This window comes from Pseudomonas sp. FW300-N2A2, assembly GCF_017351735.1.
Taxonomy (GTDB): domain Bacteria; phylum Pseudomonadota; class Gammaproteobacteria; order Pseudomonadales; family Pseudomonadaceae; genus Aquipseudomonas; species Aquipseudomonas migulae.
Genome location: NZ_JACNDU010000021.1, coordinates 81,060 through 94,439, shown reverse-complemented (window position 1 = coordinate 94,439; position 13,380 = coordinate 81,060). Strand labels below are relative to the sequence as shown.

16 protein-coding genes are annotated in these 13,380 nt (G+C 58.6%); 6 read left to right on the top strand and 10 right to left on the bottom strand.

Annotated elements, in window-relative coordinates; translation table 11 throughout:
• Positions 1-45 precede the first annotated feature (45 nt).
• Both J4E42_RS21975 and J4E42_RS21970 read right to left on the bottom strand, forming a co-directional pair.
• Positions 46-909, bottom strand: a complete 864-nt coding sequence (locus tag J4E42_RS21975; RefSeq protein ID WP_008044889.1) for a DMT family transporter — start codon at positions 907-909, stop codon at positions 46-48.
• A gap of 109 nt (positions 910-1,018) precedes the next feature.
• Positions 1,019-1,183, bottom strand: a complete 165-nt coding sequence (locus tag J4E42_RS21970; protein WP_177318199.1) for a hypothetical protein — start codon at positions 1,181-1,183, stop codon at positions 1,019-1,021.
• Positions 1,184-1,366: 183 nt separating this feature from the next.
• On the opposite strand from J4E42_RS21970, the gene J4E42_RS21965 reads away from it, so the two are divergent.
• Both J4E42_RS21965 and J4E42_RS21960 read left to right on the top strand, forming a co-directional pair.
• On the top strand, positions 1,367-1,912 hold the full coding sequence (locus tag J4E42_RS21965) for a hypothetical protein (RefSeq protein ID WP_207286129.1): 546 nt from the start codon (positions 1,367-1,369) through the stop codon (positions 1,910-1,912).
• Between the two features lie 37 nt (positions 1,913-1,949).
• The gene (locus J4E42_RS21960; protein ID WP_192228715.1) at positions 1,950-2,111 is read left to right on the top strand and encodes a hypothetical protein; all 162 of its coding nucleotides are present in this window, start codon (positions 1,950-1,952) and stop codon (positions 2,109-2,111) included.
• A 52-nt stretch (positions 2,112-2,163) separates the two neighbouring features.
• Here the strand turns inward: J4E42_RS21960 and J4E42_RS21955 are convergent, their stop codons facing one another.
• Positions 2,164-3,102 carry an aspartyl/asparaginyl beta-hydroxylase domain-containing protein gene (locus J4E42_RS21955; protein ID WP_192228714.1) on the bottom strand — a complete coding sequence of 313 codons (939 nt, stop codon included), beginning with the start codon at positions 3,100-3,102 and terminating at the stop codon, positions 2,164-2,166.
• Positions 3,103-3,332: 230 nt separating this feature from the next.
• Positions 3,333-4,307 carry a cysteine synthase A gene (gene cysK, locus J4E42_RS21950; RefSeq protein WP_207286128.1) on the bottom strand — a complete coding sequence of 325 codons (975 nt, stop codon included), beginning with the start codon at positions 4,305-4,307 and terminating at the stop codon, positions 3,333-3,335.
• A 126-nt stretch (positions 4,308-4,433) separates the two neighbouring features.
• Here cysK and J4E42_RS21945 point away from each other — a divergent pair, with 126 nt between their 5' ends.
• Positions 4,434-5,510, top strand: a complete 1,077-nt coding sequence (locus tag J4E42_RS21945) for a DUF748 domain-containing protein (protein ID WP_008044884.1) — start codon at positions 4,434-4,436, stop codon at positions 5,508-5,510.
• On the opposite strand, the gene J4E42_RS21940 is transcribed toward J4E42_RS21945, so the two are convergent.
• Both J4E42_RS21940 and J4E42_RS21935 read right to left on the bottom strand, forming a co-directional pair.
• The gene (locus tag J4E42_RS21940; RefSeq protein WP_008035069.1) at positions 5,507-6,007 is read right to left on the bottom strand and encodes a DUF2442 domain-containing protein; all 501 of its coding nucleotides are present in this window, start codon (positions 6,005-6,007) and stop codon (positions 5,507-5,509) included. The genes J4E42_RS21945 and J4E42_RS21940 overlap by 4 nt on opposite strands.
• Positions 5,995-6,225, bottom strand: a complete 231-nt coding sequence (locus J4E42_RS21935) for a DUF4160 domain-containing protein (RefSeq protein ID WP_032829218.1) — start codon at positions 6,223-6,225, stop codon at positions 5,995-5,997. Before J4E42_RS21935 ends, J4E42_RS21940 begins: the two co-directional genes overlap by 13 nt.
• 201 nt (positions 6,226-6,426) lie before the next feature.
• On the opposite strand from J4E42_RS21935, the gene J4E42_RS21930 reads away from it, so the two are divergent.
• Together J4E42_RS21930 and J4E42_RS21925 are read left to right on the top strand one after the other, a co-directional pair.
• Positions 6,427-7,272: a MoxR family ATPase gene (locus tag J4E42_RS21930; protein ID WP_008035065.1), complete on the top strand. Its 846-nt coding sequence runs from the start codon at positions 6,427-6,429 to the stop codon at positions 7,270-7,272.
• A 26-nt stretch (positions 7,273-7,298) separates the two neighbouring features.
• Positions 7,299-8,477, top strand: a complete 1,179-nt coding sequence (locus J4E42_RS21925; protein WP_008035063.1) for a VWA domain-containing protein — start codon at positions 7,299-7,301, stop codon at positions 8,475-8,477.
• Between the two features lie 120 nt (positions 8,478-8,597).
• On the opposite strand, the gene J4E42_RS21920 is transcribed toward J4E42_RS21925, so the two are convergent.
• The 4 genes from J4E42_RS21920 to J4E42_RS21905 are packed head-to-tail and all read right to left on the bottom strand — an operon-like array spanning position 8,598 to position 12,305.
• Positions 8,598-9,524, bottom strand: a complete 927-nt coding sequence (locus tag J4E42_RS21920; RefSeq protein ID WP_207286127.1) for a biotin-dependent carboxyltransferase family protein — start codon at positions 9,522-9,524, stop codon at positions 8,598-8,600.
• Positions 9,521-10,225, bottom strand: coding sequence for a 5-oxoprolinase subunit PxpB (gene pxpB, locus J4E42_RS21915; protein ID WP_207286126.1), 705 nt, complete (start codon positions 10,223-10,225; stop codon positions 9,521-9,523). Before pxpB ends, J4E42_RS21920 begins: the two co-directional genes overlap by 4 nt.
• Positions 10,222-10,974: a 5-oxoprolinase subunit PxpA gene (locus J4E42_RS21910; protein ID WP_207286125.1), complete on the bottom strand. Its 753-nt coding sequence runs from the start codon at positions 10,972-10,974 to the stop codon at positions 10,222-10,224. The genes pxpB and J4E42_RS21910 overlap by 4 nt, the downstream gene beginning before the upstream one ends.
• A 44-nt stretch (positions 10,975-11,018) precedes the next feature.
• A complete protein-coding gene (locus tag J4E42_RS21905) occupies positions 11,019-12,305 on the bottom strand; it encodes an MFS transporter (protein WP_008035057.1) in 1,287 nt (428 codons plus the stop codon).
• Between the two features lie 158 nt (positions 12,306-12,463).
• Here J4E42_RS21905 and J4E42_RS21900 point away from each other — a divergent pair, with 158 nt between their 5' ends.
• Positions 12,464-13,378 carry a LysR family transcriptional regulator gene (locus J4E42_RS21900; RefSeq protein WP_008035056.1) on the top strand — a complete coding sequence of 305 codons (915 nt, stop codon included), beginning with the start codon at positions 12,464-12,466 and terminating at the stop codon, positions 13,376-13,378.
• The last annotated feature ends 2 nt before the right edge of the window (positions 13,379-13,380 follow it).

The window sequence follows — 13,380 nt, the reverse complement described above, 5'->3', positions numbered from 1 at the left end:
CCAGCCGCCATCACAAAAAAAACGGATATGCCCTCCCCAACCGCTCTACCGCGCCTGACGAAACACCACCCCCAGACCAACAATAATCAGCACCATCCCCACCATGCTCAACACCGCAAGTTGGTTGCCGAAAAACAGATAATCCATCACCGCCGTCACCGCCGGCACCAGATAGAACAGACTGGTGACATTCACCAGATTGCCCCGGGCGATCAGCCGATACAGCAACAACGTCGCCAACACCGACACCACCAGCCCCATCCACAGCACCGGCACGATAAAACCGCTGCTGCGTTCAAAGTGAAAGGGCTGGAACGGCACGAAAATCCCGCACAACAACAGCCCCGCCAGATACTGCACCGGCAGCGTACCGAGGGGATTATCGGTGATGCGTTTCTGCATGATCGAACCGAACGTCATGCTCGCCAACGCCAGTAAACCGAAAAACATCCCGGCCAGCGACATGCCGGCCAGACCAATGCCCTGATACACCACCATGATCAATCCGGCCAAACCCAGCATCAGACCGAACACCCGGTTCGCTGAGCGCTGGCGCTCCATGATCACCACCGTGAGGATGGGCTGCACACCCATGATCGTGGCCATCACGCCTGGCGTGACCTTCAGGTCCAGGGCCAGCAGATAGAAAATCTGATAAGCACCCAGCAACACCACACCAGTGGCCATCGCATACAGCATCGGCTTGCCACCCTTGGGCAGTTTCAGCTTGAGCAATGGCACCAGCAGCACCAATCCACAAAGCGCGATGGCGAAACGAATCAGCAGAAAAGCGAAGGGCGACGCGTGGGCCAGGCCCCATTTGGAGAAGATCGCCCCGCTGCTCCACAGCAAAACGAACAGGCTCGTGGACGCCGCCGCGAGCGCGGATTTTTTCGAAAGGACAAACATGAATACCACCTGTAGTCAGGCATAAAAAGCCAACTCAGCCGAAGCTGAAATCCAGTAGTTTTTCAGGCGAACGCTTTTAGAAGGGCAAGGGAACAGCAGGGAAAGCTGATCAGCCCGAAACGCCAACGCCCGGCGGTGATACGACTGCGTACACCGGCGTGCTACGGACAGGTGGGGGGTAATGACTGATCTGCGCAGGCTGCTGATCCCCGCACGGCACGACGCCAGCGTGGACCGCTGAATCGACTACCGCGTTGATGAGGGAAGCAGGCATGGGCTGATCTTTTTTGATGGGATGGACGGTGAATGGAAATCACCGAGCGCCGACTATAACCAGCGCTCGACATGGATTGCAATGACTTGGACAAAGGGCCAGTAGATACAGCTTTAGATCTGCTGCTTACTCTGAGGGAAAGGAAATCGCCCACTGAGGGGGACAGGGAATGCAAGAGATCAAATGCCAAGGGAACGGACTCAACTTCGGTATCAATTGTATAAATCGAGAGCTAGAAAACTGGCCACCGCCAGCACCGCCGAGCTGCAAGAGAAAAAGGAACGGTCTGGCCCTACCGTTCTTGATTTATCGAAGGTGCGATTTGAACCTATCGACGCACAAGCGTTGAGTGCCTGGGAGCGCTGGGATGATTTTCATTTTTCATGGCATGACGTTGTTGGATGGAAAGCGAAGGAGCCTTTGGCGCTGGATTTATCCATCTGGTTCGATAAACAACTGTGTGGGCTCTGCTTCGCAAATCCAAACAAAAGTCGGCAACGAATTCGCATCGTCCGACTGGAGGGACGGCCAAGAGAGGCTCATCCCCTTAAAAAACGCATTGCTACATTGTCCATAATGGTCATTCAGCACTACGCCACAATTATTGGAAGCAGGTTCATCGAAGTTCAGGAGCCCTTGAAAGGGGCGATTCCTATTTATCAACAACATGGCTTCTATTTCGATACGGAACGGCGGCTTGTCAAAGCGGTGGAAAGCCAAGTATCGTAAAAAACTGCTTAATAAATGATCAATAGTGGAGGACAAAATGGGTAAATCCAGTAAGAAATCCCCTACAAAAAATCGCTTACCCGCACTGGAAAGGAAAAAGATTGCTCTGGTGCTCACGGATAGTCAGCGACGCCTTCTGGAAATACTTGCGACAGGCATCGAAGGCGAAGAACCTGACGTGCTCGCCGGGCGCCGATGAAATCCTGGGCAAAAAAAACCGCTCTAAGCGAGCGGTCTTTCTGTAATCGACATCAACCAAACAACCAATACCCCAACAACGTCAACACCACCACCGCGAGCACCGGCCGCAGCACACGGTAGGCTTTAGGATTGCGCCGCTTCCACTGCTTGACCACACCGCTGACCTTATCGCTGGAGTTCTTGCTCCAGGCGTAGGCCCGGTTAATCCCGCCGACACGCTCGTCATCGAGGTTCTGCGGCGCAGTGGCACGACCGAGCAGGCTGCTGATCGAGCGGTTGATGCGGGTCATGATACGGTTGCTCAACGGACGTTCGATGTCGCAGAACAGAATGACCCGGGTCTTCTCGGTTTCGTTCTTGACCCAGTGCACATAGGTTTCGTCGAACATCACGTCTTCGCCATCACGCCAGGCGTAAACCTGACCGTCGACGAAGATGCGGCAATCATCGGAATTCGGCGTCGACAACCCCAGGTGATAACGCAGGGAACCGGCAAACGGATCGCGGTGCGGGTTGAGATGGCTGCCACCCGGCAGCAAGGCGAACATGGCGCCTTTGACGTTGGGAATGCTGCTGACCAGGGCCACTGTTTTCGGGCACAGTGTTTCGGCCGATGGCAGGGGTTTGTCGTACCACTTGAGGTAGAAACGCTTCCAGCCTTTCTTGAAAAACGAGCCAAAACCGGCGTCGTTGTTTTTCTCGGCGGCGCGAATGTAACCCTCATCAAACAGGTGCATGGCTTCGTCGCGGATGACTTCCCAATTGTCCTTGAGCACATCAAGTTCCGGGAACTTGCTGCGATCCAGATAGGGTTTGGAGGGCACGCTGGAGAACAGGTACATCAAGGCGTTGTAAGGTGCGAACAAAGCGGAGTGGTTGACGAACTGACGCAAGACCGGCAATCGCGCCTTGCCGCGCAAGTGCACATAGAGGGTACTGCCGAGGAACAGCAGCAACAGCGATGCCTTCGCGGCAATGGTAAAGGTCATCTACAACTCCTTGAGAATTAGCAACTCTGCACTACGCCATTTACCCGACGTGGCAGTCGGCCATGATAAACACTACCGGCCTCGGGAAAAACCCGCTTTCCTCAACATTCACTGTTAAAGATTGTGCAACAACGCACTTCTTAACATATGTCTCCTGAACGGGGGCTGACCTGGATCAGCCCACTTGTCGGGATCAAAATCGAAACATCACTGCTTTGATTTGTTCACGATTACTGCTGATTCTCCTGCTCGGTAAACAGATCGCTGAACAGCATGCTCGACAGGTAACGCTCACCGGAGTCCGGCAGAATCACCACGATGGTCTTGCCCTGCATTTCCGGCGTTTCGGCCAGGCGCACGGCCACAGCCATGGCCGCACCGCAAGAGATGCCGCACAAAATTCCCTCCTCCTGCATCAAGCGCAAAGCCATCGCCTTGGATTCGTCATCGGTGACCAACTCGACCCGGTCCACCATCGACAGATCGAGGTTCTTCGGCACAAAGCCGGCACCGATGCCCTGGATCTTGTGAGGGCTAGGCTTGATCTCTTCACCGGCCAGCGCTTGCGTGATCACCGGAGACACCACGGGCTCCACCGCCACCGAGAGAATCGGTTTGCCCTGGGTATTCTTGATATACCGCGAAACCCCCGTAATGGTTCCGCCTGTTCCGACGCCGGCCACCAGCACATCAACGGCACCGTCGGTGTCGTTCCAGATTTCCGGACCAGTGGTTTTCTCGTGAATGGCCGGGTTGGCCGGGTTTTCGAATTGCGCCGGCATGAAGTAGACGGACGGGGCGCTGGCAACCATTTCAGTGGCCTTTTCGATCGCACCTTTCATGCCTTTGGCCGGCTCGGTCAGCACCAGTTCGGCGCCCAACGCCTTGAGCACTTTGCGCCGCTCGATGCTCATGGACGCCGGCATGGTCAGCACCAACTTGTAGCCCCGTGCGGCGGCGACAAACGCCAGGCCAATGCCGGTGTTGCCGGAGGTCGGTTCGACGATGGTCATGCCAGGCTTGAGTTTGCCGGTGCTTTCGGCGTCCCAGATCATGTTCGCGCCAATCCGGCACTTCACCGAGTAACCAGGGTTGCGCCCCTCGATCTTGGCCAGGATGGTCACGCCACGCGGCGCAATGCGGTTGATCTGCACCAGCGGCGTATTGCCGATGGAATGGGCGTTGTCAGCAAAGATACGGCTCATGGCTGGGTCCTTATGCAGCGTTGAATTAGCCCTCCACGGTATGCCTGTTGCCCGTGGTCGTCCAGTCAGTCGAACGTCCGGCCCGCACAGCAGTCAATCGCATTACACCGCCAGAGATTTGCCGCCATGAAGCGTCGATACAGTTGGCCTCTGTGGACCCTCGCCGGCCTCCTCATGTTGCTGTTTGCCCTGCACATCGCCCTGCCCTATCTGGTGCGTGACTACCTGAACGAACGATTGGCGAATATGGGTGACTATCGCGGGCAGATCACCGACGTGGACCTGGCCCTGTGGCGCGGCGCCTACAAAATCAACGGCCTGAAAGTCGTCAAGATCGAAGGCAAGGTCCCGGTGCCTTTCGTCAATGCGCCGCTGATCGATCTTTCCGTCAGTTGGCACTCGCTCTGGTACGACCACGCGGTCGTGGCCAAGGCGCAGTTCGTCAAACCCGAAGTGAACTTCGTCGACGGCGGCGCCAACAAGAAAAACTCCCAGACCGGTGAAGGCACCGATTGGCGGGCACAATTGGAGAAATTGCTGCCGATCACCCTGAACGAAGTGCGGATCAGCGACGGCAAGATCAGCTTCCGGAACTTCAATTCCAAGCCCCCCGTGAACATGAACGCCACCCAGGTCAACGCCAGCATTTACAACCTGACCAACGTCGTCGACAAGGAAGGCAAGCGCGACGCACGGTTCGATGGCAAAGCGCTGCTGCTGGGGCACGCGCCACTGGAAACCAGCGCAACCTTCGATCCGCTGAGCGACTTCGAGGATTTCCAGTTCCGACTACGCGCCACGGGCATCGAACTCAAACGCATGAACGACTTCGCCTCGGCCTACGGCAAGTTTGATTTCAATGCCGGGCATGGTGATGTAGTGATTGAAGCGCAAGCGAAAAAAGCCCAATTGACTGGCTACATCAAGCCACTGCTCAAAGACGTCGATGTGTTCAACTGGCAACAGGACGTCGAGAACAAGGACAAAGGGCTGTTCCGCTCCATTTGGGAGGCCATTGTCGGTGGCTCCGAAACCGTGCTGAAAAACCAGGGCAAGAACCAGTTTGCAACGCGCGTTGAATTGAGTGGCAGCGTTCACCGGCAAGATATCAGCGCGTTCCACGCGTTTTTGCAGATTTTACGTAACGGTTTTGTCCAGGCCTTCAATGCCCAGTATGAACGGCCGAAGCCGGAGGCCGGTTAGGGTTTGCGTGTAACGGTGTAACGGCCGGTTTCTTCAGCCGCCCGCGCCGGATCTCGCAGCTGCAGAAAATCCCACCCCAGACAGGCCAGCGCCAATGACCGGGGCACTGCTTCACGGCCACTGCTGTAACGCGTGATGCTGCGGGCACTCACCCCCAAAGCCTCGGCGGCCTGATTGAGCGGCAACCCGGTACGCGCACGCCAGTCGATGAAGATCCGGGTGTTTTCATCCGCTGCGTTTTGCGCGAGTGCATCCAGATAAACAGTGTCTGCGCCGATCTGGATATCCTGCTCAGGCCATTCGACGCACCAGCCATCATCGCCCAGGGTTGCACTGGCGAAAGCTCCCGCCTCCAGCAACGGCTGCAATCCAGGATAGGTACGCAGGTCACGGCTCAAATCGAGCGTCAATTGCTGACCATCGATAAATGTCAGCGCCAAACGGTAATCCGGCAACGCCTGCACGGCAGACAACCGTGGTCGCTTCATGGGTAACATCGTTTCCAGTCCTCCAGTAACTGCACCTGATGGGTCCTGACCCATTCCAGAGCTTCCTTGATAATCAACGGCGGCGCCTTGCCGACCATCACTTCAACCGTTTCCAGGCTGAGCATCACATCCAGCCCGCCACCGGTCAGGTGGACATGGGGCGGCGGATGGTCCTTCTCTCGCAACTGAATGCGGTACGTATCGCGAAATCGATATTTAGTAGACATGCTCCGCAAGCTATCGCCAAAATGGCGATAGCTCAATACTGGCCAGCCGCCGAGACTGAGTCAAGATGTGACGCCCCATTCAGAGACTGAATAAGCCGTCTGCGTTCACAGTCGACCGGGCAGCGCGTTATAGTCGGGTACTACAATTATTGCGCCCCGCCCTGCCCTGTCAGGTCGGCGTTACCGTTCGAGGATTAGCAGATGAAGTTCGAAGGCACCCAGGCCTACGTCGCCACCGATGACTTGAAGCTGGCGGTCAACGCCGCCATCACCCTGGAGCGTCCGCTGCTGGTCAAGGGCGAGCCGGGCACCGGCAAGACCATGCTGGCCGAGCAACTGGCCGAGTCTTTCGGCGCCAAGCTGATCACCTGGCACATCAAATCCACGACCAAGGCGCATCAGGGCCTGTACGAGTACGACGCGGTCAGCCGCCTGCGCGATTCGCAGCTGGGCACGGAAAAGGTCCACGACGTTCGCAACTACCTGAAAAAGGGCAAGCTCTGGGAGGCTTTCGAGTCCGAAGAGCGGGTGATTCTGCTGATCGACGAAATCGACAAGGCCGACATCGAGTTCCCGAACGACCTGCTGCAAGAACTCGACAAAATGGAGTTCTACGTTTACGAGATCGACGAGACCATCAAGGCCAAGAAGCGTCCGATCATCATCATTACCTCCAACAACGAGAAAGAGCTGCCAGACGCGTTCCTGCGCCGCTGCTTCTTCCACTACATCGCCTTCCCGGATCGCGTCACGCTGCAGAAGATCGTTGACGTGCACTACCCGGACATCAAGAAGGATCTGGTCAGCGAAGCGCTGGACGTGTTCTTCGACGTGCGCAAGGTGCCGGGACTGAAGAAGAAGCCATCGACCTCCGAACTGGTGGACTGGCTGAAGCTGCTGATGGCCGACAACATCGGCGAAGCAGTGCTGCGCGAGCGCGATCCGACCAAGGCCATTCCGCCGCTGGCCGGTGCCTTGGTGAAGAACGAACAGGACGTGCAATTGCTTGAGCGCCTGGCCTTCATGAGTCGTCGCGGTACTCGCTAAGCTCTGATTAAGTAGGGGCTAACGCCATGTTGCTCAACCTGTTCAATGAAATGCGCGCAGCCAAGGTGCCCGTCTCGGTGCGCGAGCTGCTGGACCTGATCAACGCGCTGAAACAGCGCGTGACCTTCGCCGACATGGACGAGTTCTACTACTTGTCCCGGGCGATTCTGGTGAAGGACGAAAAGCATTTCGACAAGTTCGACCGAGCGTTCGGTGCTTACTTCAATGGCCTGGAAAAACTCGACGATCACCTTCAGGCCCTGATTCCTGAAGACTGGTTGCGCAAGGAATTCGAGCGTTCGCTGACCGACGAAGAGCGGGCGGCGATCCAGTCCCTTGGTGGCCTGGACAAGCTGATCGAAGAATTCAAGAAGCGCCTGGAAGAACAGAAAGAACGCCACGCCGGTGGCAACAAGTGGATCGGCACCGGCGGCACCAGCCCGTTCGGTTCCGGCGGCTTTAACCCGGAAGGCATTCGGGTCGGCGATGCCGGCAAGCGCCAGGGCAAGGCGGTCAAGGTCTGGGATCAGCGCGAGTACAAGAACCTCGACGATTCGGTGGAACTGGGCACGCGCAACATCAAGGTCGCCCTGCGTCGGCTGCGTAAGTTCGCCCGTCAGGGTGCGGCCGAAGAACTGGACATCGATGGCACCATCGACCACACCGCCAAGGATGCCGGGTTGCTGAGTATCCAGATGCGGCCGGAGCGGCGTAACACCGTCAAGTTGTTGCTGCTGTTCGACATCGGCGGTTCGATGGATGCGCACGTGAAGATCTGCGAGGAGTTGTTCTCGGCCTGCAAGACCGAGTTCAAACACCTGGAGTACTTCTACTTCCACAACTTCATTTATGAATCGGTGTGGAAGAACAACATGCGCCGCACCTCCGAGCGCACGTCAACCCAGGACCTGCTGCACAAGTACGGCGCCGACTACAAAGTGATCTTCATCGGGGACGCGGCGATGGCGCCTTATGAAATCACCCAGGCCGGCGGCAGCGTCGAGCACTGGAACGAAGAAGCCGGTTACGTGTGGATGCAGCGGTTCAAGGAGAAGTACAAGAAGCTCATCTGGATCAACCCATATCCGAAAGATACGTGGGGCTATACGTCGTCGACCAATATCGTTCGGGATTTGATTGATGACCAGATGTACCCGCTGACGTTGCGGGGGCTTGAGGAAGGGATGCGGTTTCTTTCCAAGTAATCTTTGCAGTCCGCCAGGGCCCCATCGCGAGCAGGCTCGCTCCCACACTGGATTTTGAGCGGACACAAATTATGTGTTCGCAGAAGTTCAACTGTGGGAGTGAGCCTGCTCGCGATGCTTTTAGCGGTTTGAAAACCGGCGCAAATACTCGACCTGTTCGCGATGCGCGACATCCTGCACCACCGGCCGCAACCGCACCGTCGCCCCCGGCAGACACTGCGCCAGCCGCGCCAGGGCCAGCGGCGTCAACGCCCCCAGTCGCGGATAACCGCCAATGGTCTGCCGATCATTGAGCAGCACAATCGGCTGCCCGTCCGGCGGCACCTGCACCGCGCCGAGCGGAATACCTTCGGAAATCATCGGTTTGCCCTGGTACTGCAACGCTGTTCCCAGCAAGCGCATACCCATGCGGTCGGCGCGACTGTCGAGGGTCCAGGCGCTGTTGAACGCATCGAACAAGCTCTGGCCGCTGAACTCGCCGATCTGCGCGCCGAGTACCACGTCCAGTGGCAAATCGGATTTGAAGTCCGGTACTTGTTCGCGAGGCAACTCGCGCATCAGCAATGGCGCTTCAGCCGAATAGCTCAGCGACGCGCCTTTGGCTAACGCCCGCCCCATGCCGTCCAGCCCACCCAGCTCCTCACGCACCACCGTCGCGCTGCTGCCCAACACCTTCGGCGCATCAAAGCCGCCCGGCGCCGCGAGATAAGCCCGCGCCCCCAGGAGTGGCTGAGTGAACTGCAAACGCTGACCTTTGCGCAGCTTGAAACTGCGCCACGGCGCCAGCGCCTGACCGTCCAGTTGCGCGCCAAGGTCTGCCCCGGCCAGCGCGAGCAAGCAATCCTCTTCGGCAACAACGCTGAACCCGCCGAGGGTGACTTCGATCACCGGTGCATCCAGCGCATTTCCCAGCAGCCAGTTGGCCCAGGACATCGAGCGCCAATCCAGCCCGCCGCCCTGGGTCACGCCCAGATGCCGCACGCCAAAACGGCCAGCGTCCTGCAACAGGCACAACGGTGTGCTCGCTTCAATCGATAGCCGGCTCATGCCTGCGCCTCCAGTGGCGTGTCGTCACCGCCCAGATTGATGAACTCGGCGTGGCTGACCGCTTCAAAACGCACGGTGTCGCCCGGTTGCATCAGGCTGTAGCCATCGCGTTCGCGGTCGAACAGTTTGGCCGGGGTGCGGCCGATCAGGTTCCAGCCGCCGGGGGACACCACCGGGTAGGCAGCGGTTTGCCGTTCGGCGATCCCGACACTGCCGGCCGCGACTTTTTTGCGCGGCGTATTCAGGCGCGGTGCGGCGAGGACTTCTTCCACTAGCCCCATAAAGGCAAAACCCGGCGCGAAGCCCAAGGCGAACACCTGATATTCACGGTCGCTGTGGCGGCGGATCACCTCCTCCACGGCCAGCCCGCTGCGCTGAGACAACAGGCGCAATTCCGGACCGACGCTCACGTCATACCAGACCGGCAGCACATGACATTTGCCCCCGGTGCGAGTGTTGGGCGACAAATCGATCAGTGCTTCGGCGATCAATTCCCGCGCCTGCGTCGGACTCAATTCGGTCAGATCGTAATGCACCATCAACGTCGTATACGACGGCACCAGATCGATCAGATGCGCACCAAACGCCGCACGCAGGTTTTCGCTGGCAGCGAGCATCCACGGCATGTTGGCTTCGGCGATCTCATCGAACAGCCGCACCATCAGGCAATCCAGCGCCACCACTTCCACCCGAAGTTTCATGGCGCACTCTGCTGATCGAGGGCTTCGCGAATGCGCCGCACGGCCGACACGGAACTGGCATTGTCACCATGTACGCACAGGGTGTTGGCCTGTAAATGCAAGGCGCTGCCATCGCTGGCTGTGAGGTTGTCACCACGGGCGATGGTCAGTGCCTGTTCGATGATTTTTTCCGGATCGTGATGCACTGCACCCGGCAGTTGCCGCGAAACCAGCATGCCGGCGCTGTCGTAGGCACGATCGGCGAACGCTTCGAACCACAACGTCACGCCGTACTCATCACCCAATCGCTGTGCGGCGCTGTTGTCGCGGGTGGCCATCAGCATCAGCGGCAACGTCTTGTCATAAGACGCCACGGCCTGCAGCACGGCGCGTAATTGCGCCGGGTTGGCCATCATGTCGTTGTACATCGCGCCGTGGGGTTTGACGTAGCTGACACGCCCGCCCTGCGCCCGGCAGAGGCCGTCGAGGGCGCCGATCTGGTAGTGCAGAATGTCCTGAAGTTCCTGGGCGGTATACGCCATGGAGCGACGGCCGAACCCGACCAGATCCTGATAGGCCGGATGGGCGCCGATCTGCACGCCGTTGCTCAGGGCCAGGCTGACAGTCTTGCGCATGATGCTCGGATCGCCGGCATGAAAGCCGCAGGCGATGTTGGCGCAATCAATGAAGGGCATGACCTCGGCGTCCAGACCCATGGTCCAGTTGCCGTAGCTCTCGCCGATGTCGCAGTTCAATAGCAGGCGGCTCACGGTGAACACTCCTGTAGGTTTTGTTCTTTTCAGATGTGGGCAGATTACTGCGCATCCAGTTGTTTGCCACGGGTTTCCGGCAGGCTCAACGCCGCAAGGATCACCACCCCGTAGGAAACCGCCGCGAACGCCCCGATGCCTACGCTCAATGGCACCTTCTGGCTGAGCAAGCCGATCAACAGCGGAAACAACGCCGCCAGCGCCCGGCCTATGTTGTAGCAAAAGCCCTGGCCCGAACCGCGAATCCGCGTCGGAAACAACTCGGTCAGGAAAGCACCCATGCCGCTGAAAATCCCTGAGGCAAAGAAGCCCAACGGAAAGCCCAGCCACAGCATCACGCCGTTACTGACCGGCAATTGGGTGTAAAGCAACACGATGGTGAACGAGCCCACCGCGAACAGAATGAAGTTTTTCTTACGGCCAAGGATGTCAGTCAAATACGCGCTGATGACGTAACCGACGTAGGAACCGACGATCACCATCGCCAGATAACCGCCCGTGCCGAGTACGCTCAAACCGCGTTCGTTCTTCAGGAACGTCGGCAGCCAGGAAGTGATTGCGTAGTAACCGCCCAGTGCGCCGGTGGTCAGTATCGAAGCGCGAAGCGTGGTGAAGAGGATGCCGGGGGCGAAAATCTCGTAGAACTTCGCCGGGTTGCTCGGTTCCTGTTTGGCCTTGGCTTCGCGGTAGATTTCCGGGTCCTTGACCAGGCGGCGGACGAAGATCACGAAAACCGCCGGGACGATGCCGAGGATAAACAGTGCGCGCCACGCGTCTTCCGGTGGCAACACCGAGAACAGCAGCGCATACAGGATCGCCGTCAGCCCCCAACCCAGCGCCCAGCCCGATTGCACCATGCCCACCGCTTTGCCACGGTCCTTGGCGCGAATCACTTCACCCATCAGCACCGCGCCGGCGGTCCACTCGCCGCCAAAACCGAAGCCCATCAAGGTGCGGCTGATCAGCAGTTGTTCGTAGTTTTGCGCGAAGCCGCAGAGGAAGGTGAAGAAGGCGAACCACAGCACCGTCAGTTGCAAGGTGCGCACGCGGCCGATGCGGTCGGAGAGAATCCCCGCCACCCAGCCGCCGATGGCTGAGGCAATCAGCGTACTGGTGTGAATCAGCCCGGCCTCGCCAGTGGTGATGCCCCACATCGCAATGAGGGTCGGCACCACGAAGCTGAGCATCTGGGTGTCCATGCCGTCCAGGCCGTAGCCGATCTTGCAGCTCCAGAATGTGCGGCGTTCCTGCTGATTGATGTTGCGGTACCAGTCGAAAGGTCCCGGGCGAGCCGTGGCTTTCGGGATGACGGTGGTGTCGGGCGCACTCATGGCAACTCTCCGTGCAAATTTTATTGGTATTGTTCTGAGCCCCGACGACGCCTATCGTGGGAACCGGATGGCCTGATTTTTGGGCGCTGGGCCCTGTTGCGTCCAACTAATAAAAACCCGCCTTAGACATAAGAAAACTTTATCCACGAGCTGACCCCATGAACCTGAAGTTTCTCGAGACCTTCGTCTGGGTCGCCCGACTCAAAAGTTTTCGCCTGACCGCCGACAAGCTCTTCACCACCCAGGCGTCGATTTCCAGCCGCATCGCCGTGCTCGAAGGCGAGCTCGGGGTGAAGCTGTTCCTGCGCGATTCACGCGGCGTGAGCCTGACGCCCGAAGGCTTGAAAGTGCTCGAACATGCCGAGCAGATGATGGACACCATGCAGGCGCTCAAGCAGTCGATCGAGACCCGCTCCAGCAAGGTCGGCCGGGTGCGCATCGGCGTGATGGACACGGTGATTCATACCTGGCTGAGCCCGTTGGTGGCACAGATGACGGATCACTATCCGCTGGTGGAAATCGAGCTGGTGGCCGATACCTCGCTCAACCTCTGCGATCAGCTGCAAAAAGGCTTCCTCGACTTGATCCTGCAAACCGACCTGCTGCGTCAGGAAAGCGTGCGCAGCCTGGAGCTGGCCAGTCACCCGATGGGCTGGATCGCTGCCAGCAACTCGATCTACAACCGCGAGTATTCCAGCGTGGCCGATCTGGCGCGGGAGCGGATCATTACCTACTCGAAAAACTCACACCCGCATCAAGAGGTGCTCGCGTTGATGCAGGCCAATGGCGTCATGACGCCACGGCTGAACTGCGTGAATTCGGTGTCGGCGATTACCCGGCTGCTGCGGGACGGTTTCGGCATTGGCGCGTTGCCACCGGTGCTGGTGGCCGAGGAGCTGGCGCGCGGCGAATTGACCTTGCTGGCCATCGATCAACGGCCACCGGATTTACAAGTGGTGGTGTCCTGGCGGACCGGGGCGGAATGGGTCGAGGAGATTGTCGCGTTGTGTCAGCAGGTGCTGGCGGGGTATGCGCGCAAGGTCGGCGAAAACTACATCGTCCTTGCGCGCTGATC

Bases quoted from the DNA above. Each gene is read 5' to 3' on its own strand.
- J4E42_RS21975 (WP_008044889.1), bottom strand. From the start codon at position 909: ATGTTTGTCCTTTCGAAAAAATCCGCGCTCGCGGCGGCGTCCACGAGC.
- J4E42_RS21970 (WP_177318199.1), bottom strand. From the start codon at position 1,183: ATGCCTGCTTCCCTCATCAACGCGGTAGTCGATTCAGCGGTCCACGCT.
- J4E42_RS21965 (WP_207286129.1), top strand. From the start codon at position 1,367: ATGCCAAGGGAACGGACTCAACTTCGGTATCAATTGTATAAATCGAGA.
- J4E42_RS21960 (WP_192228715.1), top strand. From the start codon at position 1,950: ATGGGTAAATCCAGTAAGAAATCCCCTACAAAAAATCGCTTACCCGCA.
- J4E42_RS21955 (WP_192228714.1), bottom strand. From the start codon at position 3,102: ATGACCTTTACCATTGCCGCGAAGGCATCGCTGTTGCTGCTGTTCCTC.
- cysK (WP_207286128.1), bottom strand. From the start codon at position 4,307: ATGAGCCGTATCTTTGCTGACAACGCCCATTCCATCGGCAATACGCCG.
- J4E42_RS21945 (WP_008044884.1), top strand. From the start codon at position 4,434: ATGAAGCGTCGATACAGTTGGCCTCTGTGGACCCTCGCCGGCCTCCTC.
- J4E42_RS21940 (WP_008035069.1), bottom strand. From the start codon at position 6,007: ATGTTACCCATGAAGCGACCACGGTTGTCTGCCGTGCAGGCGTTGCCG.
- J4E42_RS21935 (WP_032829218.1), bottom strand. From the start codon at position 6,225: ATGTCTACTAAATATCGATTTCGCGATACGTACCGCATTCAGTTGCGA.
- J4E42_RS21930 (WP_008035065.1), top strand. From the start codon at position 6,427: ATGAAGTTCGAAGGCACCCAGGCCTACGTCGCCACCGATGACTTGAAG.
- J4E42_RS21925 (WP_008035063.1), top strand. From the start codon at position 7,299: ATGTTGCTCAACCTGTTCAATGAAATGCGCGCAGCCAAGGTGCCCGTC.
- J4E42_RS21920 (WP_207286127.1), bottom strand. From the start codon at position 9,524: ATGAGCCGGCTATCGATTGAAGCGAGCACACCGTTGTGCCTGTTGCAG.
- pxpB (WP_207286126.1), bottom strand. From the start codon at position 10,225: ATGAAACTTCGGGTGGAAGTGGTGGCGCTGGATTGCCTGATGGTGCGG.
- J4E42_RS21905 (WP_008035057.1), bottom strand. From the start codon at position 12,305: ATGAGTGCGCCCGACACCACCGTCATCCCGAAAGCCACGGCTCGCCCG.
- J4E42_RS21900 (WP_008035056.1), top strand. From the start codon at position 12,464: ATGAACCTGAAGTTTCTCGAGACCTTCGTCTGGGTCGCCCGACTCAAA.